Annotated in this window: 24 protein-coding genes; 9 read left to right on the plus strand and 15 right to left on the minus strand. The window is 46.2% G+C overall.

Translation table 11 applies throughout. The annotated features are described in order from the left end of the window. Positions 1 to 240: 240 nt before the first annotated feature. Positions 241 to 1011 carry a triose-phosphate isomerase gene (gene tpiA / locus AB4167_RS18220; protein WP_372136882.1) on the minus strand — a complete coding sequence of 257 codons (771 nt, stop codon included), beginning with the start codon at positions 1009 to 1011 and terminating at the stop codon, positions 241 to 243. Between the two features lie 249 nt (positions 1012 to 1260). On the opposite strand from tpiA, the gene AB4167_RS18225 reads away from it, so the two are divergent. Both AB4167_RS18225 and AB4167_RS18230 read left to right on the plus strand, forming a co-directional pair. After that, on the plus strand, positions 1261 to 1608 hold the full coding sequence (locus tag AB4167_RS18225) for a 5-carboxymethyl-2-hydroxymuconate Delta-isomerase (protein WP_017061157.1): 348 nt from the start codon (positions 1261 to 1263) through the stop codon (positions 1606 to 1608). A gap of 45 nt (positions 1609 to 1653) precedes the next feature. Beyond that, positions 1654 to 2082: a DUF805 domain-containing protein gene (locus AB4167_RS18230; protein ID WP_017061156.1), complete on the plus strand. Its 429-nt coding sequence runs from the start codon at positions 1654 to 1656 to the stop codon at positions 2080 to 2082. 61 nt (positions 2083 to 2143) lie between these two features. Here the strand turns inward: AB4167_RS18230 and AB4167_RS18235 are convergent, their stop codons facing one another. The 3 genes from AB4167_RS18235 to glpX all read right to left on the minus strand — a co-directional run bounded on the left by AB4167_RS18235 (position 2144) and on the right by glpX (position 4440). After that, positions 2144 to 2491, minus strand: a complete 348-nt coding sequence (locus tag AB4167_RS18235) for a DUF3135 domain-containing protein (protein WP_017061155.1) — start codon at positions 2489 to 2491, stop codon at positions 2144 to 2146. Between the two features lie 122 nt (positions 2492 to 2613). Beyond that, positions 2614 to 3234, minus strand: coding sequence for a metalloregulator ArsR/SmtB family transcription factor (locus AB4167_RS18240; protein WP_017063674.1), 621 nt, complete (start codon positions 3232 to 3234; stop codon positions 2614 to 2616). Positions 3235 to 3432: 198 nt separating this feature from the next. Next, positions 3433 to 4440 (minus strand): class II fructose-bisphosphatase, encoded by a 1008-nt coding sequence (glpX, locus tag AB4167_RS18245; RefSeq protein ID WP_017061153.1) that lies wholly within the window; start codon positions 4438 to 4440, stop codon positions 3433 to 3435. A gap of 324 nt (positions 4441 to 4764) precedes the next feature. On the opposite strand from glpX, the gene zapB reads away from it, so the two are divergent. Then, on the plus strand, positions 4765 to 5007 hold the full coding sequence (zapB, locus tag AB4167_RS18250; RefSeq protein WP_008219652.1) for a cell division protein ZapB: 243 nt from the start codon (positions 4765 to 4767) through the stop codon (positions 5005 to 5007). 106 nt (positions 5008 to 5113) lie between these two features. On the opposite strand, the gene rraA is transcribed toward zapB, so the two are convergent. The 4 genes from rraA to hslV form a co-directional block, all read right to left on the minus strand. Beyond that, on the minus strand, positions 5114 to 5632 hold the full coding sequence (gene rraA, locus AB4167_RS18255; RefSeq protein ID WP_010435359.1) for a ribonuclease E activity regulator RraA: 519 nt from the start codon (positions 5630 to 5632) through the stop codon (positions 5114 to 5116). A gap of 73 nt (positions 5633 to 5705) precedes the next feature. Then, positions 5706 to 6623: a 1,4-dihydroxy-2-naphthoate polyprenyltransferase gene (locus tag AB4167_RS18260; RefSeq protein WP_017061151.1), complete on the minus strand. Its 918-nt coding sequence runs from the start codon at positions 6621 to 6623 to the stop codon at positions 5706 to 5708. 155 nt (positions 6624 to 6778) lie between these two features. Further along, positions 6779 to 8119 (minus strand): HslU--HslV peptidase ATPase subunit, encoded by a 1341-nt coding sequence (gene hslU, locus AB4167_RS18265; RefSeq protein ID WP_017061150.1) that lies wholly within the window; start codon positions 8117 to 8119, stop codon positions 6779 to 6781. A 58-nt stretch (positions 8120 to 8177) separates the two neighbouring features. Next, positions 8178 to 8726 carry an ATP-dependent protease subunit HslV gene (hslV, locus tag AB4167_RS18270; RefSeq protein WP_004729692.1) on the minus strand — a complete coding sequence of 183 codons (549 nt, stop codon included), beginning with the start codon at positions 8724 to 8726 and terminating at the stop codon, positions 8178 to 8180. 298 nt (positions 8727 to 9024) lie between these two features. Between hslV and AB4167_RS18275 the strand changes: the two genes are divergently transcribed. Continuing rightward, on the plus strand, positions 9025 to 9285 hold the full coding sequence (locus AB4167_RS18275; RefSeq protein WP_017061149.1) for a hypothetical protein: 261 nt from the start codon (positions 9025 to 9027) through the stop codon (positions 9283 to 9285). Positions 9286 to 9393: 108 nt separating this feature from the next. Here AB4167_RS18275 and AB4167_RS18280 read toward each other — a convergent pair whose 3' ends face one another. The 3 genes from AB4167_RS18280 to priA all read right to left on the minus strand — a co-directional run bounded on the left by AB4167_RS18280 (position 9394) and on the right by priA (position 13502). Next, positions 9394 to 9933, minus strand: a complete 540-nt coding sequence (locus AB4167_RS18280; RefSeq protein WP_017061148.1) for an SPOR domain-containing protein — start codon at positions 9931 to 9933, stop codon at positions 9394 to 9396. Between the two features lie 122 nt (positions 9934 to 10055). Further along, positions 10056 to 11060 carry a DNA-binding transcriptional regulator CytR gene (cytR, locus tag AB4167_RS18285; RefSeq protein ID WP_102393044.1) on the minus strand — a complete coding sequence of 335 codons (1005 nt, stop codon included), beginning with the start codon at positions 11058 to 11060 and terminating at the stop codon, positions 10056 to 10058. A gap of 240 nt (positions 11061 to 11300) precedes the next feature. Then, positions 11301 to 13502 (minus strand): primosomal protein N', encoded by a 2202-nt coding sequence (priA, locus tag AB4167_RS18290; protein ID WP_229647417.1) that lies wholly within the window; start codon positions 13500 to 13502, stop codon positions 11301 to 11303. 333 nt (positions 13503 to 13835) lie between these two features. On the opposite strand from priA, the gene rpmE reads away from it, so the two are divergent. Together rpmE and AB4167_RS18300 are read left to right on the plus strand one after the other, a co-directional pair. Further along, positions 13836 to 14054 (plus strand): 50S ribosomal protein L31, encoded by a 219-nt coding sequence (rpmE, locus tag AB4167_RS18295; protein ID WP_004737142.1) that lies wholly within the window; start codon positions 13836 to 13838, stop codon positions 14052 to 14054. A gap of 334 nt (positions 14055 to 14388) precedes the next feature. After that, positions 14389 to 15678: a malic enzyme-like NAD(P)-binding protein gene (locus tag AB4167_RS18300; protein WP_017061144.1), complete on the plus strand. Its 1290-nt coding sequence runs from the start codon at positions 14389 to 14391 to the stop codon at positions 15676 to 15678. 166 nt (positions 15679 to 15844) lie between these two features. Here AB4167_RS18300 and metJ read toward each other — a convergent pair whose 3' ends face one another. Next, positions 15845 to 16165 carry a met regulon transcriptional regulator MetJ gene (gene metJ, locus AB4167_RS18305; protein ID WP_004415993.1) on the minus strand — a complete coding sequence of 107 codons (321 nt, stop codon included), beginning with the start codon at positions 16163 to 16165 and terminating at the stop codon, positions 15845 to 15847. Between the two features lie 208 nt (positions 16166 to 16373). Here metJ and AB4167_RS18310 point away from each other — a divergent pair, with 208 nt between their 5' ends. The 3 genes from AB4167_RS18310 to metF all read left to right on the plus strand — a co-directional run bounded on the left by AB4167_RS18310 (position 16374) and on the right by metF (position 21145). Further along, on the plus strand, positions 16374 to 17555 hold the full coding sequence (locus AB4167_RS18310; protein WP_017061143.1) for an O-succinylhomoserine (thiol)-lyase: 1182 nt from the start codon (positions 16374 to 16376) through the stop codon (positions 17553 to 17555). 2 nt (positions 17556 to 17557) lie between these two features. Then, complete coding sequence (locus tag AB4167_RS18315) at positions 17558 to 19969, plus strand: bifunctional aspartate kinase/homoserine dehydrogenase II (RefSeq protein WP_372136883.1); 2412 nt, start codon at positions 17558 to 17560, stop codon at positions 19967 to 19969. A gap of 276 nt (positions 19970 to 20245) precedes the next feature. Continuing rightward, positions 20246 to 21145, plus strand: coding sequence for a methylenetetrahydrofolate reductase (gene metF / locus AB4167_RS18320; RefSeq protein WP_004729683.1), 900 nt, complete (start codon positions 20246 to 20248; stop codon positions 21143 to 21145). A 124-nt stretch (positions 21146 to 21269) separates the two neighbouring features. Here metF and AB4167_RS18325 read toward each other — a convergent pair whose 3' ends face one another. The 3 genes from AB4167_RS18325 to argE all read right to left on the minus strand — a co-directional run bounded on the left by AB4167_RS18325 (position 21270) and on the right by argE (position 26183). Further along, positions 21270 to 21809, minus strand: a complete 540-nt coding sequence (locus AB4167_RS18325) for a PadR family transcriptional regulator (RefSeq protein WP_010435321.1) — start codon at positions 21807 to 21809, stop codon at positions 21270 to 21272. Between the two features lie 348 nt (positions 21810 to 22157). Next, entirely contained in the window at positions 22158 to 24794 is a 2637-nt protein-coding gene (gene ppc / locus AB4167_RS18330; protein ID WP_017063683.1) for a phosphoenolpyruvate carboxylase, read from the minus strand. Between the two features lie 252 nt (positions 24795 to 25046). Beyond that, entirely contained in the window at positions 25047 to 26183 is a 1137-nt protein-coding gene (gene argE, locus AB4167_RS18335) for an acetylornithine deacetylase (RefSeq protein WP_009848891.1), read from the minus strand. Positions 26184 to 26186 lie beyond the last annotated feature (3 nt).

Below are 26186 nucleotides of genomic sequence, written 5' to 3' on the forward strand. Positions count from 1 at the left end.
AACTACCTTGAAAAACACCGCTTGCGTTCTGGTTGAGGCATGTTGTTTCGGAGCTGTTTTCGAAATGTGTTTAGATGAGCTTGTGTATAAATCTTCATAGCGCAGTCTAATAAACCGGAATGTTATTAAGTTACAAAGAGCTCAGTGCAAAAAAGAGGTTGGGAGTGGCGGTTTTCGAGCGAGATCAAAAAAGGCCAACCTAAGTTGACCTTTCATTTAATTTAAACGGTGAAGTTTAAATTAAGCTTTTGCTTCAGCTGCTGCTTTAGCGATAGCTGCGAAGCTTTTCGCGTCTAGAGCTGCGCCGCCAACTAGAGCACCGTCGATGTCTGGTTGTGCGAAGTAAGCTGCTGCGTTTTCTGGCTTAACAGAACCGCCGTATTGGATAACAACTTTCTTAGCAACTTCTTCAGATTTCTCTGCGATGTGTGCACGGACTTGAGCGTGGATGCGTTGTGCATCTTCCGCTGTAGCTGCTTTACCAGTACCGATAGCCCAGATTGGTTCGTAAGCGATGATAGCGCCTTCAAGAGCTTCAACACCTTGAGTGTTGATAACAGCGTCAAGTTGACGAGCACATACTGCAACAGTTTCGCCTGCTTCGTTTTGTGCTTCAGATTCACCGATACAAAGAACTGGAGTTAGGCCGTTCTCTTTTAGGAATGCGAATTTCTTAGCTACGAACTCATCTGATTCGTTGTGGTATTCACGACGCTCAGAGTGACCGATGATGATGTGAGATGCGCCGAACTCTTTAAGCATTGCTGGAGACATGTCGCCAGTGAATGCACCGCTGTTGTTTAGGTCAGAGTTTTGAGCACCTAGGATGATCGCGCTGCCCGCTTCAGTAAGCGTACGCTCTGCTAGATCAACGAAAAGTGCTGGTGGAGCAACTGCTACGTCTACGCCTGTTACGCCTTCAAGTTCAGCGTTAAGACCGTTTAGTAGATCAACAACCATTTCTTTGCTGCCGTTTAGTTTCCAGTTACCCATAACTACAGGATGACGCATAGGAATATCTCCAAAGTATTTAAATAAATCGAATGTAAAAAAGTAAACTTTATTACGAAATAATATAACAGATTAATATCAACAGATCATGACTGTGGTCATGACTTTCTTGGATCTTACTCAATGGTCAGAGTAGATTTTGAGCATATATCAGTGATCCGGCAGACAGAATAATAGCTAACTTCTCGGATTTTTCATCGTTAGTTGTTATTAAGGGACAAACGATTGCGTTAACAACAGGAAGTAACAATGCCGAATCTAGTTCTAGAGTACTCCAATTCAGTGGATGAGCGAGTAAATATCCAAGGCTTACTGGAAGATCTCCACCAAGTCGCTCTCACATGTGGCTTGTTTGATGTGCCATCAGTGAAATCTCGTTCACTGCGTTGCCATAATTGGTTGGTCGGTGATGAGGAAGATAGTGTAGACTTTATTCATATCAGCTTTGAGTTACTTTCGGGACGAACGGAAGAGCAAAAGCGAGAATTGTCACGATCGTTAATGCAGATCCTGCAAGAACAAGCGAGTCATGTAAGAAGCTTAACGGTGAATATTCGTGATATGGATAAAAGTTGCTTTCAAAAAGTAATAAACTAACCATTGCTGCTGACTTTTAGCGGCGTATAAATTTGAGTATTTAAGATGTCGATGAAAGAATTACTGCTCTCTTTCAAGGGGAGAATTGGTCGTAAGACTTACTGGATTTGGAATGTTTTCTACTACATAGCGATTACCGGTTTTGCTTCAGGTATCTCTGTGTTGTTCCCTGCTTACTCTTATATCCTGCTACCAATCATCCTATTGATGCTTGTGATCCCAGACCTTGCGGTAACCGCTAAGCGCTGGCACGACCGCAATAAGTCTAATTACTGGTTACTATTGAATGTGCCATTAGTATTGGGTCGTTTAGCTTCGCCAATGGTTGCAACGACGACAGAGCCGGTATCGCCAATTCATATGGCGGCAACCGTCGCGGCATTAGTGTGTGGTTTCTGGATTCTGATTGAGTGTGGTTTGTTGAAAGGTACAGAAGGCCGTAATGACTACGGCGAAGACCCATGTGAATATTGAACAGCGAACCAATAAGAAGGGGGCATTACGCTCCCTTTTTCTTTTTAGTGCTTTGCTAATTTCAGTACATTTTAGGTTCGGTATTCGGCTTAAAAGGCACGACATTTTCAGGCAGAGATTCTTCAAAGCCGCAGCGCCCTTCGAGTGCATCTTGGAACTTACAGACCTGACAGCGCAGCTCTTGCATGAGTACGACATTGGCGTGGTGTGGGTTTTTACAACGGCTAACCACTAAGTCGATGTGACTTTGCTGCGCACGAAGTCGGTCTTGCATCACGTCTGAAGCCGAACAAATCATCTGTTCGCACATCTCGTGTTTGAATTGATTGAATGCTTTCGGGTCGCTTTTCGCGAGTTGGACAAGTTCATCAAAGGGTGGCAGTTTTTGAGCGGGTTGTGGATGCGCCATCATTCCTTCCTTAGCATTAAGCGTGTTTCATATGCTCTAAGCTTAAGAAAGAAATCTGTACAAATTTTAATCTATTTGTATTTTCTCAATATTGAGACGGTATTAGCCGATTACCTTTGCAATCAAAGGGCGGGTGTTAAGGTGTAAGTGCAGCGTCGTTCGCCAGCAATGATGTGCTCTGTACGGCTCACGTGACACTCATCTTTTAGTAACTCAGTAAACACGTTGAGCTCAGATTGGCACAGGCTAGGGCAGCGAGTTGCAGCCTTACAGATAGGGCAGTGGTTCTCAATCAAGATGTAGTGATCATCATGCTCTTGAAGCTCAGCCATGTAGCCTTCGTCTTCACGAAGCTGGGTGAGTTTTTTAAGCTTGCTGATGAGTGAATCACAGCCAGACAGCGCAGTTTGATACTGCTTAAGAGTGTGTTGTTCACGCTCGGCAGCAACCTTAGCCAGCCCTTCTTTACCAAATAGATTCTCGACAGCATCAATCACTTGAATGGTGAGTTCACCATGTCGGTCTGAAAATTGGTTATGACCTTGTTGAGTCAGGGACCAGTGGCGAGTCGGGCGACCCACTTTCACTTTCACATCATGAAACGCAAGAATACCGTCATCTTCCAGGCTTTGCAGATGTTGCCTTGCCCCCATTGTCGTCATGCCAAATTCTTCTGACAGTTGTTTCGCGGTTACCGCGCCTTGACGCTTAATGGTCTGTAAGATTCTGTCGCTTGTTTTCATACTATCCCTACCTAATGAACCTTACTATTATGAGGCAAGGTGTTTATAAAGCAAACCATTTACTATATTGATGATAATTTACTCTATAGATAGCGTTTTACTCTATTGGCTGCCATGGTCAGATTCTGGTGCGCTAATAAAACAAAAGGCTGATACTAGGTATCAGCCTTGGAATATTCTGTTTCACCGAATTTAGGCTTACAGGATATGACCTACTACTTCTGGATCTTTACGCTCTAGGTAGTGGATAGATTTGATGCGGCGAATTGTACGGCAGCGGCCACGGATAAGCAGGGTTTCTGTGGTTGCGATATTACCTTGACGAGAAATACCTTCTAGCAAGTCACCCTTAGTGATGCCTGTTGCTGAGAATACAACGTTGTCGCTGCGTGCCATGTCTTCCATCTTCAATACGATACCCGCCGTTACGCCCATTTCTGCGCAGCGCTCAAGTTCAAGTTCACCGTGTTTGCGGTTCTCTTCTGTGTCGCCTTTCACTTCGTGGCGAGGTAGAAGACGACCGTGCATGTCGCCGTCGAGTGCGCGAATTACCGCCGCCGAGACCACACCTTCAGGTGCGCCGCCGATGCAGTACATGACGTCTACTTCACTGTCTGGCATACAGGTTAAGATAGAAGCCGCAACATCACCGTCTGGCACAGCAAATACACGAACGCCCATTGCTTGCATGTCGGCGATGACTTGATCATGACGAGGCTTAGCAAGCGTGGTTACGACTAGAGTATCAAGTGTTTTACCTAGTGCTTTAGCGATGTTTTCTAGGTTTTCTGTTAGTGGCAGTTCTAGGTCAATCACGCCTTTAGCGCCAGGGCCAACAACCAACTTTTCCATGTACATATCAGGCGCTTTAAGGAAGCTGCCTTTTTCGCCCGCAGCCAATACAGCCAATGCATTTGATTGGCCCATTGCTGTCATGCGTGTCCCTTCAATTGGGTCAACTGCGATGTCGACAGCGTCGCCGCCCACACCTACGTTTTCGCCGATGTATAGCATAGGTGCATCATCGATTTCACCTTCGCCGATAACAATCTCACCGCTAATTTCGGTTTTGTTTAATAGGCTACGCATTACTTCTACAGCAGCGCCATCTGCAGCGTTTTTATCGCCACGGCCAAGCCACTTGTAACCAGCTAGTGCTGCACCTTCTGTGACACGAGAGAATGACATTGCTAAATCGCGTTTCATGCGGACTCCAAAATTTTCAAAGGGGGAATAGAAATTTCGCGGCGAATTTTACCATATCCAAAAGGAAACGTTTGCCTTTTTGTTTTTTGGAGATTGCTCTCGATCAATTCGCAGTGGAAAACAGTTATTATTCATCAAAATAATCGGTTTGCCGTTGTGGCGGTAATCGTTCACGTCAATATTCGGTAAAAAGTGCTGTTTTTTTCATCGAATGGCGCAAAATATCGAATATATTGAGTGTTTATCCTTGCTCTGCTGAGTAGAATGGGGAAATAAGTGGAGTGAACCTTCACCATCAAACGGATAACTTAAAGGTAGGCCAGAATGTCTTTTGAAGTACTAGAGCAGCTAGAAGCAAAAATTCAAACAGCAGTAGATACAATTGCACTTCTTCAAATGGAAGTGGAAGAGCTTAAAGAAGAGAAACAAGCACTAGCAACAGAAGCTGGTGAGCTTAAAGCAAGCCGTCACGAGCTAGAGCAAAAAACTCAGCAAATGCAGGAAGAGCATTCAGCATGGCAAGATCGCATCCGTAACCTTCTTGGTAAAATGGATGAAGTAGAGTAATCGACTCTTCAGATTTAAAAAAACGCCCGCTACTCAGTAGCGGGCGTTTTTGTTTGTGTTCTAATGCTTCGTACTCTTATGCTTTGTTTTATTATTCAAAGCTGAGTTACTCGACCTCTTCTTCTTCAACATCCAGATCAAGTTCTACATCCAGAGGCTCTGCAGAAAGGATGATGCCGGTGTTGTCTGCGTAGAGGTAATCTTCCGGTAAGAAGGTCACGCTACCAAAGTTAACCGGTACATCAATCTCACCTACTCCACCTTGGCTTGCGCCGACAGGTATAGAGGCTAGGGCTTGAATACCTAGGTTCATGTCTTCAAGCTCATCGACTTCACGCACACAGCCGTAAACCACAATACCTTCCCACTCATTGTCTTCGGCAAGTAGGGCTATCTCAGCATCGATCAGCGCTTTACGTAGTGAGCCGCCCCCATCGATTAACAACACACGCCCCAGACCGTCTTGCTCTAGTACAGAGCGAATCAAAGCGTTGTCTTCAAAACACTTTAATGTCGTGATCTGTCCTGCGAAGGATGCACGTCCACCGAAGTTGCTGAACATTGGCTCCACGACATCAACTTGATCCAAATATATGTCGCACAGTGCTGAAGTGTTGTATTCCATTAGTATACCTTTTGAACAATGAGCTTACTTTGAGTATATCGGCGCTTGATCCCTTTGCAATGATTAGTCTCATTTAACTCAATAGAGTTTGAGCTACGACAACCCCTGCAAACAATAGGTTAGTGACCAGTGAGCATTTCACAATCACGGGCATCATTGGTGCAATTTGCGCTGGCTTTTCGGTTTCCCAAACGGCTTTGCCATGCTTGTAAACAATAATAATGCTCAGCAAAAACGGCAGGCTGATCCAGACCGGTTTTTCTTGAATAAGCAGGTAGATAGCGAAAGACGCAAGGGCGAGGCCAAGCAGAGCAAAATGATAGTGTTTGGCTTTGCGTTGTCCTAGGCGAACCGCCATGGTGCGCTTACCACATTCGCTGTCGTTTTCGATATCACGCATGTTGTTGATATTGAGTACCGCAACCGCCATCAAGCCACAGCCCAATGCCGGAAGGAATAGGCTTGGTTCAACATGGCCAGTGTGCAAGAAGTAAGTCCCTGAAACACCTAATAAACCGAAGAAGATAAATACCGATAAGTCGCCAAGGCCAATATAGCCATAAGGCTTATTACCGACGGTATAAGCGATGGCAGCAACAATGGCTAATATGCCTAACGCAATGAAAGATAAGATACTTTCAATCGAGGTTAAGGCATGAAAAATAAGAATCAGCCCAGCGACCATAGTAAACACGATGTTGAGGATGATCGCTTGCTTCATGGTTTTCGCTGTTACCGCGCCAGATTGCATGGCACGTGTTGGCCCCAGACGATTTTCGTTGTCTGTGCCTTTTACGGCGTCGCCATAGTCATTGGCTAGGTTCGATAAAATCTGTAATAGGGTGGCGGTTAAAAATGCCAGTAGGGCTATCGATAAAGAAAACTGACCACCGGCGAACGCTAAACTACTTCCTGTAAGAATAGAGACAAGTGCGAGAGGCAGAGTTTTTGGTCGTGCGGCATCAAGCCAGATCAGTAGAGATTGTTTCATCGTAGGTCTAATTCTTTGTAAGTCTTCGTTTCATACTGTGATTTGAGTATACGCCCATTTTTCGGGTAATAAAAAGCCCACTCGAAAGTGGGCCTTGAATTCGCTTATTAGCTGCTATTTCTTTGAGATAGAGCAATAAGTTAGAGTTTGGTGTGCTACAGGATGAAGCGGCTTAGGTCTTCGTCTTCAACGAATTCGCCAAGTTTCGATGTTACGTAAGCTTCATCAATCACTAGCTTGCTGCCAGCTTTGTCTGTTGCTTCGAATGAAATCTCATCCATTAGACGCTCCATCACTGTGTGTAGACGACGCGCACCGATGTTCTCAGTGGTTTCGTTTACGCGCCATGCTGCGTCCGCAATCTGGTTGATGCCATCTTCAGTGAACTCAATGTTGACATCTTCTGTTTTCATTAGGGCAATGTATTGCTCTGTTAGAGATGCTTTTGGCTCAGTTAGGATGCGTTTGAAGTCATGTGCTGATAGTGCTTCAAGTTCTACGCGGATTGGTAGACGACCTTGTAGCTCAGGGATCAGGTCAGATGGCTTAGCCACTTGGAATGCGCCTGATGTGATAAACAAGATGTGGTCAGTTTTAACCATACCGTGCTTGGTTGATACTGTGCTGCCTTCGATAAGAGGCAGTAGGTCACGCTGAACACCTTCGCGAGATACATCTGGGCCTGAACTGTCGCCACGCTTACAGATTTTGTCGATCTCATCGATGAATACGATGCCGTTGTTTTCAGCGTTGAAGATCGCGTTCTCTTTCAGCTCTTCTTGGTTCACAAGCTTCGCAGCTTCTTCTTCCGTCAGTGCTTTGAATGCGTCTTTGATTTTCATCTTACGCTTTTTCTTGGTGTCGCCCGCTAGGTTTTGGAACATGCCTTGCAGCTGGTTTGTCATCTCTTCCATGCCTGGAGGTGACATGATTTCAACGCCCATTTGCGGTGCGGCTACATCAACTTCAATCTCTTTGTCATCTAGCTTACCTTCACGCAGTTTCTTGCGGAAAATCTGACGAGTGTTTGAAGAGGTTGTGTCTTCAGTTGATTGCTCGTTCTGACCCCAAGCATCACGCGCTGGTGGTAGAAGGGCATCAAGAATGCGTTCTTCAGCTTGTTCTTCAGCGCGGTATTGTACTTTTTCCATCGCTTGTTGGTGCGTCATCTTGATCGCAACGTCCGTTAGATCACGGATGATGGTTTCAACTTCTTTACCAACGTAACCCACTTCGGTGAACTTAGTCGCTTCTACCTTGATGAAAGGCGCGTTTGCTAATTTCGCTAGGCGGCGAGCGATTTCAGTTTTACCTACACCCGTTGGGCCAATCATCAGGATGTTTTTTGGCGATACTTCAACACGTAGGCTTTCTTCAAGCTGCATACGGCGCCAGCGGTTACGAAGAGCGATAGCCACTGAGCGCTTAGCGTTGTCTTGGCCGATAATGTGGCGATTGAGTTCGTGAACAATTTCGCGAGGAGTCATCTCAGACATGGTTTTTCCTTAATTCTTTAATCACTGTTGAATACAACGTTATTGATGGAAGCGGTCGTTACTCTGGCTTTGGCAGCTCAACGGTGCTTTCTAGTTCTTCAATAGTGTGGTGATGGTTGGTGAAGACACAGATGTCGCCTGCAATGTTCAGCGACTTTTCTGCGATTTCACGCGCATCTAAATCAGTATTTTCTAATAGTGCAGTAGCGGCTGCTTGAGCGAAGTTTCCGCCCGAACCGATCGCAATCAGGTCGTTCTCAGGTTGAACTACGTCACCGTTACCTGTGATGATCAGTGAAGCGGTCTCATCCGCTACTGCTAACAGTGCTTCTAACTTACGTAGAGCACGGTCGCTACGCCAATCCTTCGCTAGCTCAACTGCCGCTTTGGTGAGATGGCCTTGGTGCATTTGCAGCTTGCTTTCAAATTTTTCGAATAGCGTGAAAGCATCAGCCGTACCGCCAGCAAAACCGGCCAGTACTTTGTTGTTGTATAGGCGACGTACTTTACGGGCGTTGCCCTTCATTACTGTATTGCCCAGAGATACTTGTCCATCACCCGCGATGACGACTTTATTATTACGACGTACAGATACAATGGTAGTCACGAGTCGACCTCTTTTGATTATTATTTATGGTTACTACTTATATGTGGCTCCACTATCATGAATTCAAGTGCCACTTTTAATGGTATGTCATATCAAAAAAACTAAATGTTACCAGTTGTTTCAAACATCCATTACCTGTTGAGCCTATGTGTGGCAAGGGTTGGTGGGTTAATAGTTTGTGATAAATATAAAAAAAGATAAAACAAATTTCTAACGTGAAATGGTTAACACTTTTTGTTTGATTTATAAGGAATGATGTTCACTAATCAGTGGTATTCACTGCATAAGGAGTAGTGTGATGAATAGTGACAATATCAGTTTTTTTAATAGAGATATGGATCTGGATGAGCTGTCTATACTGCATCATCTGATGTATCAGGAGGCGGGCGAGTGTTCAACAGAACATCTAAAAAACTCGGTCAACGTTTTTCTTAAACGTCCATTTCCTAACGTTTTAGCGCACTTGGATTTTTTTGGTTACATCGAGATAAATAAGGAGCAGGTCTACCTGACTGACTTTGGGCTTGAGTACTACGAACAAGTACCTCAGTTTCGTTAAAACGCACTCTTTTGATTAACATACTGGTATTGCTTGTGCGATGAACTATTGAACGCTTTCAAACAGCAATAGGGGGAATCCTCTTCCCCCTATTATATATTGAGTTGATTAAGACCCGTCTTTCCAAATAGCGCAAGGTTCAATTTTCGCTCGTTGCAGCTTATGGCGATCGCGTTCTGCGTCACGCTTCAACTTGTATGGCCCTAAAACCACACGGTACCAGCTACTGCCATCTTTCTTGCGGATCTCACTTGAGATACCTTGGAAGGCAATATCCAACTTACGTGCTTCTGCCTGCGACGAGGTTTTGTAAGCGCCACACTGCATGATGTAAGGGATCTTAGAGATCTGTTGCTCTTTGGCTTTTACTTCAATCTCGCGGCTTGGCAGCGTTTCAACGTAGTCCCACTTCTCTTCAGGAGGCGGCGGAATCACTTTCGCTGGTTTTGGCTTAGGTTTTGGTTTGGTTGCCACAGGCGTTGGTGCAGGCGGCTCAGGATCATTACTCAATAGGTAAAGTCCGTAACCAAAACCACCGGCAAGGAGGATCGCCAAAAGACCACTGCGCCAAGGTTTACGGCGAGGGGCTTGTTTTTTGGTCGGTTTTTTCGTGCCACGACCGCGCTTTACATAATCTCTATTAGCCACAAGACAATTCAATAGTTGCTGATTCTGCCCTCATGGTAATCCAGATTGCGCGAGGATAATAGTGCAGAAATGGAAGCGGCACATCAAAATGTGCCGCAGATTTATAAGGGTATTTCTAAGGGTTATATTCGAGGTGGCGCTGTACTGCCTCGAACCACTAATTTAGCTTCAAGCAGACGCGAACCTGCTTGCACATCGTTGCCTTTTAATAGATCAAGCATCATCAACATCGCTTGGCGTCCAATCTCATAACGAGGCTGAGAAATGGTGGTTAGCGGTGGATCGCAGTATTGAGCGAATTGGATGTCATCGAAGCCGACAATCGATAGGTCTTGAGGAACGCGCAAGCCCAGCTTCTTCGTTTCTTGAATCGCACCAATCGCCATCGCATCGTTGTGACAGAAGATAGCTGTAGGTTGTTCAGGAAGTGCCAGTAATTGACGAACCGCTTGAGCGCCCGCTTCAAAGGTGAAGTCACCGACCGTGCTATAGGCTGGATTCATTGAGACTCCGGCGCGACGCAGCGCTTGCTGGTAGCCTTGTTGGCGGAACTTACACAGTGTTGCCGATACTGGTCCTGAAATTTGAGCAATACGCTTATGACCTAACTGAGCTAGGTAGTTCACCGCTTCAAAGGCAGAGGTCAGGTTATCGATGTGTACCGTAGGCAGTTCAAGCTCAGGGGCAAACTCACACGCCATCACCATTGGTGGTAAATTCTTTTGTTCAGATTTACTGACATCAAATGGATGGTCAGTGCCAAGCAATAGCATACCGTCAGCTTGTTTGGTGAAAACTAAGTTAACAAACGAAGACTCACGCTTCTTTTGTTGGCCGCTATCACCCAGTAAGACAAGGTAGTCATTTTCTACTGCGGCATCTTCGATACCACGAATGATCTCGGCGAAATAAGGGTCACAGATATCAGGAACAATAGTGATGATGGTTTTTGATTCGTTGCGACGTAAGTTTCTAGCTAATGTATTGGGTGAGTATCCAGCTTCAAGTACTGCTGTTTCCACTCGTTTGCGAGTCGAAACTGAGACTTTCTCAGGGTTCATCAATGCACGTGATACCGTGGCTGTTGAGACGCCTGCTAGCTGGGCAACATCCTTCATTGTCGCCATAAATTAAACCCTCTTTTAAGTTCCTTTGCCGCCTAAGCATCTAAGGCGTGAATAATAAATGTAATCGAATAGATATTATGAAAGTGTTGCTAACACTTTTTTTATTGCAATATTTTATTCGTTTAATCCGTGTAAAGTTACGGCTAGATTAACAAAAATCACATGACTAGTGTGAAGTTGCTCACGAGAAATATGAAATATTTGTGAACAAACTTATCATTAGTTTTAACCCAAGTGGGTTTAACTCAAATCTTGCGGCTCAATATCGAGTGACCAGCGAACTTTTTTCGCAGCAGGTAACATATTGATGGCCGGCTTGGCACTCATCAATAGCTTCTGCATTAACGAGCGCGTCTGAGTTTGTAAGATTAACTGCCAGCGCGATTTGCCCGCTCGTTTTGCTAACGGAGCCGGGGTTGGCCCTAACACCATGCAATATTGGTCAAACAGCGGGTGCGATTCCAATGTGTGACGAACCTGACGCAAGAACTCTTCCACCAAGCGAGTGTCATTGGCTTCTGCTCTAAACAGCGTCATAAAGGTATAGGGCGGTAACATTGCCTGCTTACGTTCTGCCAGCGCCGTCTGAGCAAAGTGGTTATAGTCTTTGTGTAGCAAGGCTTGCAACAACCCATGTTCTGGGTGGTGAGTCTGTAAGATCACTTCACCGGGTTTGCTTGCTCGTCCTGCGCGTCCCGCTACTTGGATGAATAGCTGGGCAAGCCGTTCAGAGGCACGGAAGTCACTACTATATAAAGAGCCATCCACATCCAATAACGCCACAAGTGTCACGTCAGGGAAATGGTGACCCTTAGCAAGCATCTGCGTGCCGATAAGAATTTGGAATTCACCCTTACGAATCGACTCGAGCGCGCTTTCTAAGCTGCCTTTACGGCGGGTGCTGTCGCGGTCAATACGAATGGTTTTGTATTCCGGGAATAGTTGACCAAGTTGAGCTTCTAACTGCTCGGTACCGACACCCACTGTCACCAAGTTCACAGACCCACAACCTTGGCAGTTGTGCACGATATGCTGCTGAGAACCACAGTGGTGGCAGCGCATCTCATTACTGTATTGGTGATAGGTGTAGTAAGCATCACAACGTTTACACTCGGCTGTCCAACCACAATCGTGACACATTAATGCCGGAGAAAACCCTCGACGATTGAGGAACAGCATCACTTGGTTGCCAGCTTTGAGGTGTCTTTGCATCTCTGCAATTAACGACGCAGACAAACCACTTTCTAGATATTCACCTTTAACATCCAACACCTTATTGGTGGTCGGCAGTGCGACACCCGCACGTGAAGTCAGGGTGAGATAACTGTATTTGCCGATCTGAGCGTTGTGCAGCGTCTCAAAGGCCGGAGTCGCCGAGCCTAACACAACTGGAATCTGCGCTTTGTGCGCACGCATGATCGCCACATCACGAGCGTGGTAGCGCAGGCTATCTTGCTGTTTATAAGACGCATCGTGTTCTTCATCGACAATGATAATACCTAGGTCAGCAAACGGCGTGAACAGAGCCGAACGGGTACCAATCACGATGCCCGCTATTTTATCGCGCGCCGATAACCAAGCATTCAGTCGCTCAGAATCGTTTAAACCTGAGTGGATAACCTCAACAGGTACATTAAAGCGTCGCTTAAAGCGGTTAATCGTTTGAGGGGTGAGGCCAATCTCGGGCACGAGCACTAACGCTTGTTTACCTTGGTCGAGAATCGGCTTAATCATATTAAGGTAAACCTCGGTCTTACCTGAGCCAGTAACGCCCTCTAACAGGAAGCAACCAAAGTCGGTTTGGCTATTTACGGTCGCAATCGCGATGGCTTGTTCGGCATTGAGCTTAGGCTTGTCTTGGTCATTTTCAAGATCAACTGGCCACGGCTGACGCGTTGGCTTTTTCTCTACCGATTCAATCCAGCCTTTCTCTTCTAGCGTTTTGAGTACGGCGCTGCCAACTTCTTCATCAATGAACTCTTGATGAGGAACCGGGCCGTGTTCAAGCATGTGCATCACTTTGGCTTGCTTGACCGCGCGACCAAAACCTTGCATCAGTTGGTCTTTGCCTGATGGCGTTAACTGCCACTCAACCAGCGTCGCGAAGTCGGCGGCTTTGCCTTTTCTTAGAGCGCTCGGAAGGGCGTTAGCAAAGGTTTCGCCAAGAGGGTACTGATAAAACTGACTGCACCACATTAACAGTGAATAGACAGATTCCGGCCAAACGGGTTGGTTGTCTAATAAGGCTTTAATCGGTTTGAGCTTATCTAGCTCGAATTCTGATTCGTTAACCAGAGCCGTGACAATCCCAGTTAAGGTTTGTCGTCCAAAAGGCACAGAGACGCGACCACCAATAATCGGGAATAGGTGGTTTGGAATCTTGTAATCGAACTGCTTGTCGAGTGGAACAGGCAGCGCCACACGGGCAATCATTGGACGCATAAAGGGACGGCTTTATCTGAATTGACGAGAGCGAACAGTCTAAAGGATAAGGCGGTTAAATTCGAGAAGCAGTTTGAATGTGATGTGGCAGAGAAGCGGGTGAGGTTGGGGCCAAGCCAAGAATCACAGCCAGCAAAGGAAATAACGCCGATATTGGCGAAAAATGTATCAAATCAGTTGATCCTGCTTTATAGATTCATTACTATACTGCGCCTTAAAGGTATGGCTTCATCACTCTTTTGTGTCGATGCGGTGTCTTTATTTCTTTTTTTAAACTACGTGTGGTGTGCGGCTTAGAATCGTATAGCGACACGGCCTACTTGAGGTTATCCCATGAAAGCTGGAATCCACCCAGAATACAAAGCAGTTACTGCAACTTGTTCTTGCGGCAACACATTTGAGTTCAACTCAACGCTAGCAAAAGAATCAATCCACCTAGACGTATGTGACAAATGTCACCCGTTCTACACTGGTAAGCAACGTATCGTAGATACTGGCGGCCGTGTTGATCGCTTCAACAAGCGTTTCGGTGCTCTTTCTAGCAAGAAGTAATTCTCGCTATTTAGACATGAAAAAGGACACTTCGGTGTCCTTTTTTGTTGCCTGTAATTTGAGAAAGCACTGACTTCTATTCAAGCATCACTCTCACCCAACGATAAGTTGCCTCTCTATTCTATTTCAGGGCAATTCCTTGCGTATCTCTCTTCACCAAAATTCAGCACGAAACTTCAACAAGCGATAGTAATTTCAACTGCTCACTGGTCTTATTAGTAGTGAAATCTCGTTTTTTAATGAGACAGAGGCTTCAACCACCTAGGAACTTTGAAGTACATCCATTAACATGAACAAGATCCCCCAAATAATAATATCCTAGGAACCTACACCTATGTCTGAAGACAGCAGCCAAGCTCAATCCTCTCAAGAATTATCACCTCAAGAACAATTCCGTCAGCAAGCTCTTGATTACCATGAGTTCCCAATTCCAGGCAAAATTGCCGTAGAACTGACGAAGCCTGCAAACTCTGCAGAAGACCTAGCACTTGCATACAGCCCAGGCGTGGCTGAGCCTGTTCGCGAGATCGCACAGAACGTTGATAACGTTTATAAGTACACAGGTAAAGGCAACATGGTTGCAGTTATCTCTAACGGTACAGCGATTCTTGGCCTAGGTAACCTTGGCCCTATTGCCTCTAAACCAGTTATGGAAGGTAAAGCGCTCCTGTTTAAGCGTTTTGCTGGTTTAGATTCTATCGATATTGAAGTGAAACACCGCACAATCGATGAGTTCGTTGATACGGTTGCGAATATCGCAGATACATTCGGCGGTATTAACCTAGAAGACATCAAAGCACCAGACTGTTTTGAGATTGAACGTCGCCTGATTGAACGTTGTGATGTGCCGGTATTCCACGATGACCAACACGGTACAGCGATTGTAACGGCAGCGGGTATGCTGAACGCGATCGAGCTTCAAGGTAAGAAACTTGAAGAGTGTAAGATCGTTTGTTTAGGTGCTGGCGCAGCGGCTGTTGCTTGTATGGAACTACTGATTAAGTGTGGCGCTCAGCGTGAAAAAATCTACATGCTTGACCGTAAAGGTGTGATCCACACTCGTCGTGATGACTTAAATGAATACAAAGAGCTGTTCGCAAATAACACTGACAAGCGTACGCTTGAAGATGTTATCGAAGGCGCTGACCTGTTCTTGGGTGTATCGGGTCCTAACCTACTGCCTGCTGAAGCACTAACGTTGATGGCTGATAAGCCTGTTGTGTTTGCATGTTCAAACCCAGATCCAGAGATCAAGCCTGAGCTTGCACACGAAGTTCGTTCTGACCTAATCATGGGTACAGGCCGCAGTGATTACCCTAACCAAGTAAACAACGTACTTTGTTTCCCATTCATTTTCCGTGGTGCACTAGACGTGCGTGCGAGCGAAATTAATGACGAAATGAAGCTAGCGGCGGTTAAAGCGATTCGTGAACTGGCGAAAGAAGAAGTTCCAGCTGAAGTACTAGCAGCTGCGGGCGAGACTGCACTGGAGTTCGGTAAGGGTTACATCATTCCTAAGCCAATGGACCCACGTCTACTTCCTCGCGTAGCACGAGCAGTTGCGGAAGCGGCTGTTGAATCAGGCGTAGCTCGTATCGAGATGCCTGCTAACTATATGGCATAATAGCTGTTGCTCTATTGAGCCAAAAAGAATAATAAAAAACCGACTCATCTGGAGTCGGTTTTTTTATGTCTATCATTCACAGCGCAATCATAAAAAGCTATGCGCGATGTGATAAATAAGGGTCAGCTATAGCGAATCAATAATGAAGGCAGTGACTGAGTTGTTTTTATTCTTCGTCAAACGCTTCGAACTCGATACCCATTTCTGTCATCAGTTTTTTCACTTCAGCAGGGATATCGTCAGGACGATCTTTACGAAGGTCTTCATCCGTTGGTAGTGGTTGGCCTGTGTACGCATGTAGAAAGGCTTCGCACAGTAGCTCACTGTTTGTTGCATGGCGTAGGTTATTAATCTGGCGGCGAGTACGCTCGTCAGTAAGAACCTTTAACACTTTTAGAGGGATAGAAACTGTAATTTTCTTTACTTGTTCGCTTTTCTTTCCATGCTCAGCATATGGGCTTATGTATTCACCATTCCAGTCGGCCATTGCGTACCTTCATCACTTTAGTTGTTAGAATAAATTAATAGTGGTGATTTTAGCGGGATTTACTGCCATAAGCAAAGACATATAGACGTCTAGAAGTGTTGACGTCTCACGTTTATGAAAGTAAAGTGAATAACATATATCTAACACAGCCGCAAAATGCCGACAAGCAGCTGTGATTCTCAGACGCAAAACTTGTAAGGAAGCACCTATGAGCAGCCGGAAGCCAGCAACAATCGCAGTACGTACTGGTATCGAGTCAGACACGCAACACCATGCCGTTGTCCCACCCATTTATCTTTCGACTAACTATGGGTTTCCCGCTTTTGGTGAAGTGCCAAAGTACGATTACACCCGTTCTGGTAACCCAAACCGCGGTTTATTAGAGACGGCACTGTTTGAGCTTGAATCAGGCAAAGGCGCGGTTGTGACTAACTGCGGTACTTCGGCGCTTAACTTATGGGTTTCGGCTTTCTTAGGCGGCGATGATCTTATTATTGCACCGCACGACTGCTACGGCGGTACGTACCGTCTGTTTAACACTCGCTCGCTAAAAGGTGACTTCAAAGTTCTGTTCGTTGATCAATCGGATCAAGCCGCGCTGGATGCGGCGATCGCGCTTAAGCCAAAGTTGATCTTAATCGAAACACCATCGAATCCACTGGTTCGTGTGGTTGATATTGCAGAAACTTGCCGTAAAGCGAAAGAGGTTGGTGCTCTGGTTGCTGTCGACAACACGTTTTTGACGCCTGTGTTCCAAAAGCCTTTAGAGCTGGGTGCTGATTTTGTTATTCACTCTACAACTAAGTACATCAATGGACACTCAGATGTTATTGGCGGCGTTGTGGTCACTAAGACAGAAGAACACGCTGAAGAGTTAGCATGGTGGGGCAACTGTATTGGTGCGACCGGCACACCATTTGATAGCTACATGACTTTACGTGGTATTCGTACGCTAGGTGCGCGTATGCGAGTTCACGAAGAAAGCTCACGTGAGATTCTAGCGTCTCTACAGCAACAAGATCTTGTTGGCACTATTTACCACCCAAGCCTTCCTGAACATCCGGGTCATGATATCGCGAAGAAACAGCAATCGGGCTTTGGTTCCATGCTCAGTTTTGAGTTTGCGGGCTCATTCGAGGCGCTTAAATACTTTGTTGATAAGTTAGAGCTGTTTTCTTTGGCAGAATCATTGGGCGGTGTTGAAAGCCTGATTTGTCACCCTGCGTCGATGACTCACCGCGCGATGGGTGAAGAAGCCTTAGCAGAAGCGGGTGTTTCTCAGCAACTACTGCGTCTATCTGTTGGCCTTGAAGATGCAGAAGACCTAATCGATGACCTCAAGCAAGCGTTTGAAAGAACACAGCGCTTTATCGCTGAAGGGGAGGGTTAATAATGGCAACCTTTCGCCAGCTACATAAATTTGGTGGCAGCAGTTTAGCGAATCCTGAATGTTACCAACGCGTGGTCAACATTCTTAGAGAATACTCATCAGCATCTGATTTGGTGGTGGTATCGGCAGCAGGCAAAACAACCAACCGTTTAATTGAATTTGTTGAAGCGCTCGACAAAGATGGTCGTATTGCCCATGAATGCCTACAAGCACTTCGTCAGTTCCAACTCGATCTGATTGAAGCACTGCTTGAGGGGGAATCAGCCGCACAACTTACTGCAACCATTCAACAAGAATTTACCGCTTTGGGTGAGCTAACGGCTCCCTTGAGCGAAGCACAAAAAGCAAAAGTGCTTGGACACGGTGAGGTTTGGTCTTCACGTCTACTAGCGGCTTTGTTGTGCCAGCATGACTTACAAGCAGTTGCTCAAGATGCGCGTGCTTTTTTACGTGCAGAAGTGGGTGCTCAGCCTGAAGTCGACCGCGCACGTTCTTACCCTCTGATCAAAGAAGCTCTGGCGCAGCATGCACATTGCCGCGTGGTGATTACGGGCTTTATGGCTCAGAACTGCGAGGGTGAAACCGTACTGCTTGGTCGCAACGGTTCGGATTACTCAGCGACCGTGATTGGTGCTTTGGCTGAAGTTGAACGCGTGACGATTTGGAGTGATGTGGCAGGCGTTTACAGCGCTGACCCTCGTCTGGTTTCAGATGCGTGTCTATTGCCTCTACTTCGCCTTGATGAAGCCAGCGAATTGGCTCGTCTAGCGGCTCCAGTGCTTCACAGCCGAACGCTACAGCCTGTGGCTCAAAGTGCTATGGATCTCAGCTTACGCTGCAGCTATCAGCCGGAGGCGGGCTCTACACAGATCGAGCGTGTACTGGCATCGGGTCGTGGCGCAAAAATCATTACCTCTTTGGATGAAGTGCTTATCGTGCAACTGACCTTTGGTCACGGCCATGATTTCGACCGTCTAGAGAGTGAAGTGCTTGAAGGGCTTAAGCGTGCTCAACTTGAGCCGCTTGCTTATGAGCTTGAACCGGATCAACACTGTTTGCGTCTTGCCTACACAGAAGAGATCGCTGGTGGTGCATTAGAATATCTCCAAGACCATGCGATTGAAGCTGAGATTAAGCTAAAAGAAGGTTTCTCTCTGATTGCTGCAGTGGGTGCGGGTGTGACTAAGAACCCTAACCATTGCTACGGTTTCTACCAGCAGCTTAAGAGCTCGCCGGTTGAGTTCATCTCAGAAGCGAACTCAGGCTTAAGCTTGGTGGCTGTGATTCGTAAGAGTGAAACATCAAGTCTAGTGAAAGGCATTCATTCTCAACTGTTCCAAGCGCAGAAGCGTGTTGCGATTGCCTTGTGTGGTAAGGGCAATATTGGTTCAAGCTGGTTAAGCCTGTTTGCTGAGCAAAAAGCGGAACTTGAAAAGCGCCGTGGAATGAACTTTGAATTGGTTGCCGTGGTTGATAGCCAAACCTATTGGTTTGACGATCAAGGCATTGATGCGACTTCGGTAGGTAAGCGCTTTGACGACGAAGCTATTGCTAACAATGGTAACGACTGGTTAGAGCGTTTGGGCTCTATTCAAGGTTATGACGAAGCAGTGGTTCTGGATGTGACTGCGAGCCCAGTGCTTGCAGCAAAGTATCTGCAAATCGCACAACAAGGTATTCACCTAATCTCGGCGAACAAGGTGGCAGGTTCTGCATCGAGCGAGTATTACCATCAAGTACAAGATGCTTTCGCTAAGATCAGCCGTCATTGGTTGTACAACGCGACAGTGGGTGCTGGATTGCCGATTAACCACACGGTACGTGACCTACGTGAAAGTGGCGATGACATCATTGCGTTGTCTGGCATTTTCTCGGGCACGTTGTCTTGGTTGTTCCAACAGTTTGATGGCACCGTGCCGTTCAGCGAGTTGGTTGACTTAGCATGGCAACAAGGCCTTACGGAACCTGACCCTCGTGCTGACCTAGATGGCTCAGACGTGATGCGTAAGCTGGTGATTCTGGCGCGTGAATCTGGTTTGGATATCGAACCTGAAAACGTAAAAGTGGAATCACTGGTACCCGAAGAGTTGCAAGACCTGTCGGTAGATGACTTCTTCGACAAAGCTTCTGTACTGAGCGAAGAGCTGGCTGAGCGTTTAGAGAAAGCGCACTCTCAACAGAAAGTTCTGCGTTACGTAGCGCGTTTGGAGAAGAACGGTAAGGCAACCGTAGGCGTTGAAGCACTGTCGAAAGAACATGCTCTGGCGAACTTGTTGCCTTGCGACAACATCTTTGCGATTGAGAGCAAATGGTACAAAGATAATCCATTGGTTATTCGTGGCCCAGGTGCCGGTCGTGAAGTAACGGCAGGTGCAATTCAATCTGATTTAAACAGAATGTCTAGCCTGTTCTGATACTCAGATCGGTTGGTTTAGTGTCTAAATGGCATACTATTCACTAAGATAAATAAGGCTGAAAGCACGATGTGTTTTTCAGCCTTTTTTCTACATTATTTCTGCTTTGCGACCCATCTAACGACTTGAGTTTTACTCACGATCTACTTGAGAAAAATTCATAATGGATCTGTTGACATTAAATCGTATTCAATACATTCTACAGACATATAGACGTCTAAACGTCGTTTAAGGATTTGAGTTTTTAGTGGTTGCTTTTGCCGCAGGGAGAGTAAGATGGGATACACACACGCTAGTCATATCGACGCTTTAAATCAGAATATCGCTGAGCTTTCTGACAACATCAATGTGTCATTTGAGTTTTTTCCACCGAGCAGTGAGAAGATGGAAGAGACCCTGTGGAACTCTGTTCACCGCCTTAAAACACTTCAACCAAAATTTGTATCGGTAACTTACGGTGCAAACTCGGGTGAACGTGACCGTACCCACTCAATCATTAAAGAAATTAAAAACCAAACCGGCCTAGTGGCTGCACCGCACCTAACGTGTATTGATGCAAGCCGTGAAGAGCTGATTCAAATTGCCGACGATTACTGGGCAAATGGTATCGAGAGTATTGTTGCGCTACGTGGTGATATTCCAGCAGGCGGCGGCGCGCCAGAGATGTACGCATCTGACCTAGTCGAGCTACTTAAATCTCGCCACGATTTTGATATCTCAGTAGCGGCATTCCCTGAGGTTCACCCTGAAGCAAAAAGCGCTCAATCTGATCTTATTAACCTAAAGCGTAAAGTGGATGCGGGTGCCAACCGTGCCATCACTCAGTTCTTCTTTGATGTAGAGAGCTACCTACGCTTTCGTGACCGCTGTGTAGCGGCTGGCGTTGATGTTGAGATTGTACCGGGCATTCTGCCGGTTTCTAACTTCAAGCAAGCATCTCGCTTTGCTGCGATGAACAACGTAAAAGTACCGGGCTGGATGGCGAAGCAGTTTGAAGGTTTGGATGATGATCCAACGACTCGTCAGCTTGTTGGTGCTAGCCAAGCAATTGATATGGTTCGTACACTGAGCCGTGAAGGTGTGAAAGATTTCCACTTCTACACGCTAAACCGTGCAGAAATGACTTATGCACTTTGCCATACGCTAGGTGTTCGTCCGCAAGTCGCTGCGCTGTAAGAAAAGTCTAAGAAGTAAAGCCTAAGCACTTGTAAAAAGCCTCTGGCAGTAACATTTCAAATCCTATAGATACAAAAAAGGCTTGGACTCATAGAGTTCAAGCCTTTTGCTTTTCTAGCTTAACTTAAGCTAGAGCGCCAAGTTCAAGCAGTACTTCTTCAGCCCATACAATCCATGCTTCACGGATAAGTAGGTTACGACGAAGTGTTAGACGCTCAAGGCGTGCTTGCTTGTCTAGTGTCGATGGCGTTGCGTAGTAAGCTGCTTCGATTTCTTTGTAGTGAGAAACCAGTTTGCGAGACTCTTCTACTAGCTCAGCAAGTTGTACACGGTAAGCGTCAGAAGGTTGTACAGCACAAGCCATTAGCTTAGCTGAGAACTCGTCACGAACGGTTGGGTGTGCAGTAGGTTGTTCAAACCATTCACCTAGCGCGCCACGGCCAGCATCAGTGATAGAGTAAACTTTACGATCAGGTTTGCCTTCTTGAGGCTCAAGCACGCAAGTTACCTGGTCGTTCTGAGCCATTTTATTTAGCTCGCGGTAAACTTGTTGATGGCTAGCTTTCCAGAAGTAACCAATGCTTGCGGAGAATTCTTTTGTGATATCGTAACCAGTAGCATCGCGTGTACTTAAAACGGTTAGAATTACGTGTGGTAATGACATGTCTGAAATCCAAATGGTAAACAGTAAACAAATACTTAAACAACAAGTGTGCTTCTAATGGCACGTTATATTGGTTATGTCTAAGTAGCACCAACTCATCGGTTGGTTATGTCACCTTACAAAGCCGTTTATCACCTAGGTTGACCAGTTTATTGGTCAAGATGCTGCAGATTATTTTTTGGAGTGTTTCCGCAGCGGAGCAGTAGTATATCTAAATAATAAGCATAAAGTAGAATACATGGACAAAATAACCCAAAAAACTGACAAAAAACTCAGTATTGCTTATTTTGTGAAATAAAAAGGTCGCACTAGGCGACCTTTTGTCTGTTGAATGGTAGGAATCACTAATTAACCAGTGTTTCGCATGCCTGCTGCAATGCCTGCAATCGTCACCATTAGCGCTTCTTCAAGCTCTGCTGGTGGTGTTTCACACTTACGAGTACGGTAAAGCAGTTCAGCTTGAAGCATGTTTAGTGGCTCAACGTAGATGTTACGTAGGCGGATTGACTCAAGTCCCCAAGGGTCGCTCTGCATTAGGTTCTCGTTGTTCTCAACATTTAGCACGGCTTTGATGTCTTTTTGCAGCTGTTCACGCAGTAACTCACCTAATGGTAATAGCTCTTCGTCAACAAGGCGTTGGTCGTAGTACTTAGCGATTTCCATGTTGCACTTCGAGTACACCATTTCCAACATACCGAGACGGGTAGAGAAGAACGGCCACTCGCGACACATCTCTTCGAGCAGGGCTTGATGGCCTTGATCTACAGAGTACTGAATCGCTTCACCAGCGCCTAACCATGCAGGCAGTACCAAACGGTTTTGGCTCCAAGAGAAGATCCATGGAATCGCACGTAGGCTTTCTACGCCGCCGTTCGGGTTACGTTTCGCAGGGCGAGAGCCAAGAGGCAGTTTACCTAGCTCCAGTTCAGGTGTCGCTTGACGGAAGTAAGGTACGAATTTCTCTTCGCCACGAACCACGTTGCGGTAAGCCTCACAAGATACTTGAGATAGCACTTCCATTAGGTCGCGCCACTCTTGTTTTGGCTCAGGTGGCGGCAGAAGGTTCGCCTCTAGAATCGCGCTTGCGTAAAGGTTGAAGCTGTTTACAGCAACGTCTGGTAAGCCAAGTTTAAAGCGGATCATTTCGCCTTGCTCTGTTACACGTAAACCGCCTTTCAAGCTCTTAGGTGGCTGAGAAAGAAGAGCAGCGTGCGCCGGAGCACCACCACGACCAACCGTACCGCCACGACCGTGGAATAGAGTCAGTTCAATGCCTTCTTCATCACAAACCTTAACCAGTTTGTCCATTGCATCGTATTGAGCCCAACCTGCAGACATTACGCCCGCATCTTTCGCTGAGTCAGAGTATCCGATCATCACCATTTGGTGATTCTGGATAAAGCCACGGTACAAGTCGATGCTCATTAGCTGTTTCATCACTGCTTCTGAGTTGTTCAAGTCGTCTAGCGTTTCGAACAGTGGACACACGTCCATGCGATACGGGCAACCACACTCTTGCAGCAGCAAGTGAACAGCCAGTACATCCGATGCAGTACGAGCCATAGAAATCACGTAAGCGCCGAAGGCTTCACGAGGTTGAGCAGCGATGACCTTACAGGTGTCTAAAACCTCTTTAACCTGTTCAGATGGCTCCCAATCGCGAGGAAGAAGCGGACGCTTAGAGCTTAATTCATTGGTTAAGAAAGCAATCTTGTCTTGCTCGCTCCACTGGTCGTAGTCGCCAATGCCTAGGTAGCGAGTCAGTTCAGACAGCACATCTGAGTGACGTGTACTTTCTTGACGAACATCGAGACGCACTAGGTGTACACCGAATGCTTTTAGGCGGCGCAAGGTATCAAGTAGAGAACCGTCTGCGATTACGCCCATGCCACATTCGTGCAGCGATTGGTAACACGCGTAAAGCGGTGTCCAAAGTTGGTCGATGTTCTGTAGTGTTTCTTTCTTCGGTACTTCAGCATCATGCAGTTTTGCATCCAGCACTTCTAACGTGTTGTTCAGCAGAGTACGTAGGCTCTTTAGGATTGCTCGGTAAGCTTCATGCTCATCACCCGCTAGTTCACGAACGGCATCATTACACTTAGTCATCGATAGTTCGGTAATCAGCTCGTTTACGTCACCTAGGTAAAGGTCAGCGGCTTTCCAGCGAGATAGGCGCAGTACTTCTTTGGTGATGGTGTGCGTTACGAATGGGTTACCATCGCGATCACCGCCCATCCAAGATGAGAAGTGTACCGGGCGCGCATCAATTGGTAGACCTTCACCAAGGTAGCCTTTTAGTCGGCCGTCCATTTCACGTAGGAAATCTGGTACAGCTTCCCAAAGTGAGTTTTCAACAACCGCAAAGCCCCATTTCGCTTCATCAAGTGGCGTAGGGCGTTGCTGACGAATCACATCTGAGTGCCAACCTTGAGCGATAAGTTGCTCTAGGCGACGTTCTGTTTTCACGCGCTCTTTGTGTGATAGGTCGCTTAATTCTAATTTAGACAGACACTCGTTGATCTTAACCAATTTGTTGATCATGGTGCGACGAGTGATTTCTGTTGGGTGTGCAGTCAGAACGAGTTCAATGTTCAGGTCGCGAACGGCTTGAGCCGCATCTAGCTTGCTGATGTCATTCTGGTTTAATTTGGAAAATAGAGATTGCAGCACGTCTGGTTCGCAAACATGCTCCTCACAGTGGCGAGAGATGGTGTGGTACTGCTCTGCCATGTTGGTGAGGTTGAGAAATTGGTTAAATGCACGAGCAACAGGAGTGAGTTGTTCGTTCGGCAGGTTTTTGATTTCTTCAACTAGGCTGTCACGGTCAGCTTTGTTGCCTGCGCGGGCGGATTTGGAAAGTTTACGGATAGTCTCCACTTTCTCTAAGATAACGTCACCATGTGCATCTTGGATTGTGTTACCTAGCAAGCGTCCCAGCATGCTTACGTTACTCTTGAGAGCGGCGTATTTCTCGTTCATTGTCATCCTGCCTCGTAAAAAAATTACATCCATTGTTCCTTGTTAAGTACACAATCTAGCGAAAAGTGCTGTATCTAGTCAAATAAAGCATTCTAAGTTTGCAATTATTAGTTTTCGAAATGCGGGAGAAGTAAATTTCCCAATAGTTCGGAATTAAAGTGAAATTTAATTACAAGATCAGGCTGTGTCTGGGATAACAGAATAAAAGCCACCTTTTCGGGTAGCTTTTATACGAAAATATTGGAAGAAAAGTAATAACTAGAAACAATATTTGCGGATCGACTTACTCAGAACATCAATCGTTGGATCGATAAAATCGAAGCTTAGGAACTCATCTGGTTGGTGAGCTTGGTCGATTGAGCCTGGACCCAGCACTAAGGTTGGGCAAAGTTCTTGAAGGAAAGGTGCTTCTGTACAGTAGTTCACGGTTTGTGATTCAGTTTCGCAAACTGATTCCATGCCACCGATAAATGGATGGTCATGTTGGCACTCGTAACCCGGGATAGGTTCGTGCAGTGGCGTAATCTCAATTCTGCCCGGCCATTTTGCTTCTACTTCTTTGAGTGCGCTGCGCAGCATGTTATCCAAACCATCTAAGCTGATACCCGGTAAAGGACGTACATCGTAGTGCAGCTCACAGCAACCACAGATACGGTTCGCGCTGTCGCCACCGTGAATATGGCCAAGGTTTAGAGTGGGGCTTGGAATTGCGAAACCCGGGTGGTGATACTCTTTGACTAGCTTGTCACGCAGTTGCATTAAAGCGAACAACACTTCATGCATGATCTCGATGGCGTTGACACCTAATGCAGGATCAGAAGAGTGACCTGATTTACCCGTTACTCGCACAGCGTTAGCAACATGGCCTTTATGGCCACGAATCGGCACAAGGCTGGTTGGCTCACCAATAATGCAGTAATCCGGTTTAAACGGTGCATTTTCAGTGAAATGACGCGCACCCAGCATGGTGGTCTCTTCGTCACAGGTTGCCAATACATATAGCGGCTTGGTCTGTTTGCTCCAATCCATCTTCTTTGCCGCTTCATAAACGAAAGCGAAAAAGCCTTTCATATCGGCTGTGCCTAATCCATAGAAGCGATTGTTGTGTTCTGTTAGTGCGTGAGGGTCGAAGTTCCAACGTCCTTCATCAAATGGCACTGTGTCGCTGTGTCCTGCGAGTAGCAAGCCACCTTCGCCCGATCCCATCTTAGCGACCATATTATGCTTGCCGGGTTCGACTTCCACGACTTCAACGCTAAAGCCTACGTCTTTAAACCATTGAGCCATTTTTTCGATCACTTTCTCGTTGCCATGATCCCAGCTTGGATCGGTCGAGCTAATAGAGTCTGTGGAAATTAGGCCTTTGTAGACCTCAAGAAAACTCGGTAATTGCATAAT

The sequence above is a fragment of the Vibrio sp. 10N.286.49.E11 genome (assembly GCF_041469505.1).
Lineage (GTDB): Bacteria > Pseudomonadota > Gammaproteobacteria > Enterobacterales > Vibrionaceae > Vibrio > Vibrio crassostreae_C.

What these genes read in the sequence shown, in the direction of transcription:
- tpiA (WP_372136882.1), bottom strand. Translation starts at nt 1,011, where the DNA reads ATGCGTCATCCTGTAGTTATGGGTAACTGGAAACTAAACGGCAGCAAA.
- AB4167_RS18225 (WP_017061157.1), top strand. Translation starts at nt 1,261, where the DNA reads ATGCCGAATCTAGTTCTAGAGTACTCCAATTCAGTGGATGAGCGAGTA.
- AB4167_RS18230 (WP_017061156.1), top strand. Translation starts at nt 1,654, where the DNA reads ATGTCGATGAAAGAATTACTGCTCTCTTTCAAGGGGAGAATTGGTCGT.
- AB4167_RS18235 (WP_017061155.1), bottom strand. Translation starts at nt 2,491, where the DNA reads ATGGCGCATCCACAACCCGCTCAAAAACTGCCACCCTTTGATGAACTT.
- AB4167_RS18240 (WP_017063674.1), bottom strand. Translation starts at nt 3,234, where the DNA reads ATGAAAACAAGCGACAGAATCTTACAGACCATTAAGCGTCAAGGCGCG.
- glpX (WP_017061153.1), bottom strand. Translation starts at nt 4,440, where the DNA reads ATGAAACGCGATTTAGCAATGTCATTCTCTCGTGTCACAGAAGGTGCA.
- zapB (WP_008219652.1), top strand. Translation starts at nt 4,765, where the DNA reads ATGTCTTTTGAAGTACTAGAGCAGCTAGAAGCAAAAATTCAAACAGCA.
- rraA (WP_010435359.1), bottom strand. Translation starts at nt 5,632, where the DNA reads ATGGAATACAACACTTCAGCACTGTGCGACATATATTTGGATCAAGTT.
- AB4167_RS18260 (WP_017061151.1), bottom strand. Translation starts at nt 6,623, where the DNA reads ATGAAACAATCTCTACTGATCTGGCTTGATGCCGCACGACCAAAAACT.
- hslU (WP_017061150.1), bottom strand. Translation starts at nt 8,119, where the DNA reads ATGTCTGAGATGACTCCTCGCGAAATTGTTCACGAACTCAATCGCCAC.
- AB4167_RS18275 (WP_017061149.1), top strand. Translation starts at nt 9,025, where the DNA reads ATGAATAGTGACAATATCAGTTTTTTTAATAGAGATATGGATCTGGAT.
- cytR (WP_102393044.1), bottom strand. Translation starts at nt 11,060, where the DNA reads ATGGCGACAATGAAGGATGTTGCCCAGCTAGCAGGCGTCTCAACAGCC.
- priA (WP_229647417.1), bottom strand. Translation starts at nt 13,502, where the DNA reads ATGCGTCCAATGATTGCCCGTGTGGCGCTGCCTGTTCCACTCGACAAG.
- rpmE (WP_004737142.1), top strand. Translation starts at nt 13,836, where the DNA reads ATGAAAGCTGGAATCCACCCAGAATACAAAGCAGTTACTGCAACTTGT.
- AB4167_RS18300 (WP_017061144.1), top strand. Translation starts at nt 14,389, where the DNA reads ATGTCTGAAGACAGCAGCCAAGCTCAATCCTCTCAAGAATTATCACCT.
- metJ (WP_004415993.1), bottom strand. Translation starts at nt 16,165, where the DNA reads ATGGCCGACTGGAATGGTGAATACATAAGCCCATATGCTGAGCATGGA.
- AB4167_RS18310 (WP_017061143.1), top strand. Translation starts at nt 16,374, where the DNA reads ATGAGCAGCCGGAAGCCAGCAACAATCGCAGTACGTACTGGTATCGAG.
- AB4167_RS18315 (WP_372136883.1), top strand. Translation starts at nt 17,558, where the DNA reads ATGGCAACCTTTCGCCAGCTACATAAATTTGGTGGCAGCAGTTTAGCG.
- metF (WP_004729683.1), top strand. Translation starts at nt 20,246, where the DNA reads ATGGGATACACACACGCTAGTCATATCGACGCTTTAAATCAGAATATC.
- AB4167_RS18325 (WP_010435321.1), bottom strand. Translation starts at nt 21,809, where the DNA reads ATGTCATTACCACACGTAATTCTAACCGTTTTAAGTACACGCGATGCT.
- ppc (WP_017063683.1), bottom strand. Translation starts at nt 24,794, where the DNA reads ATGACAATGAACGAGAAATACGCCGCTCTCAAGAGTAACGTAAGCATG.
- argE (WP_009848891.1), bottom strand. Translation starts at nt 26,183, where the DNA reads ATGCAATTACCGAGTTTTCTTGAGGTCTACAAAGGCCTAATTTCCACA.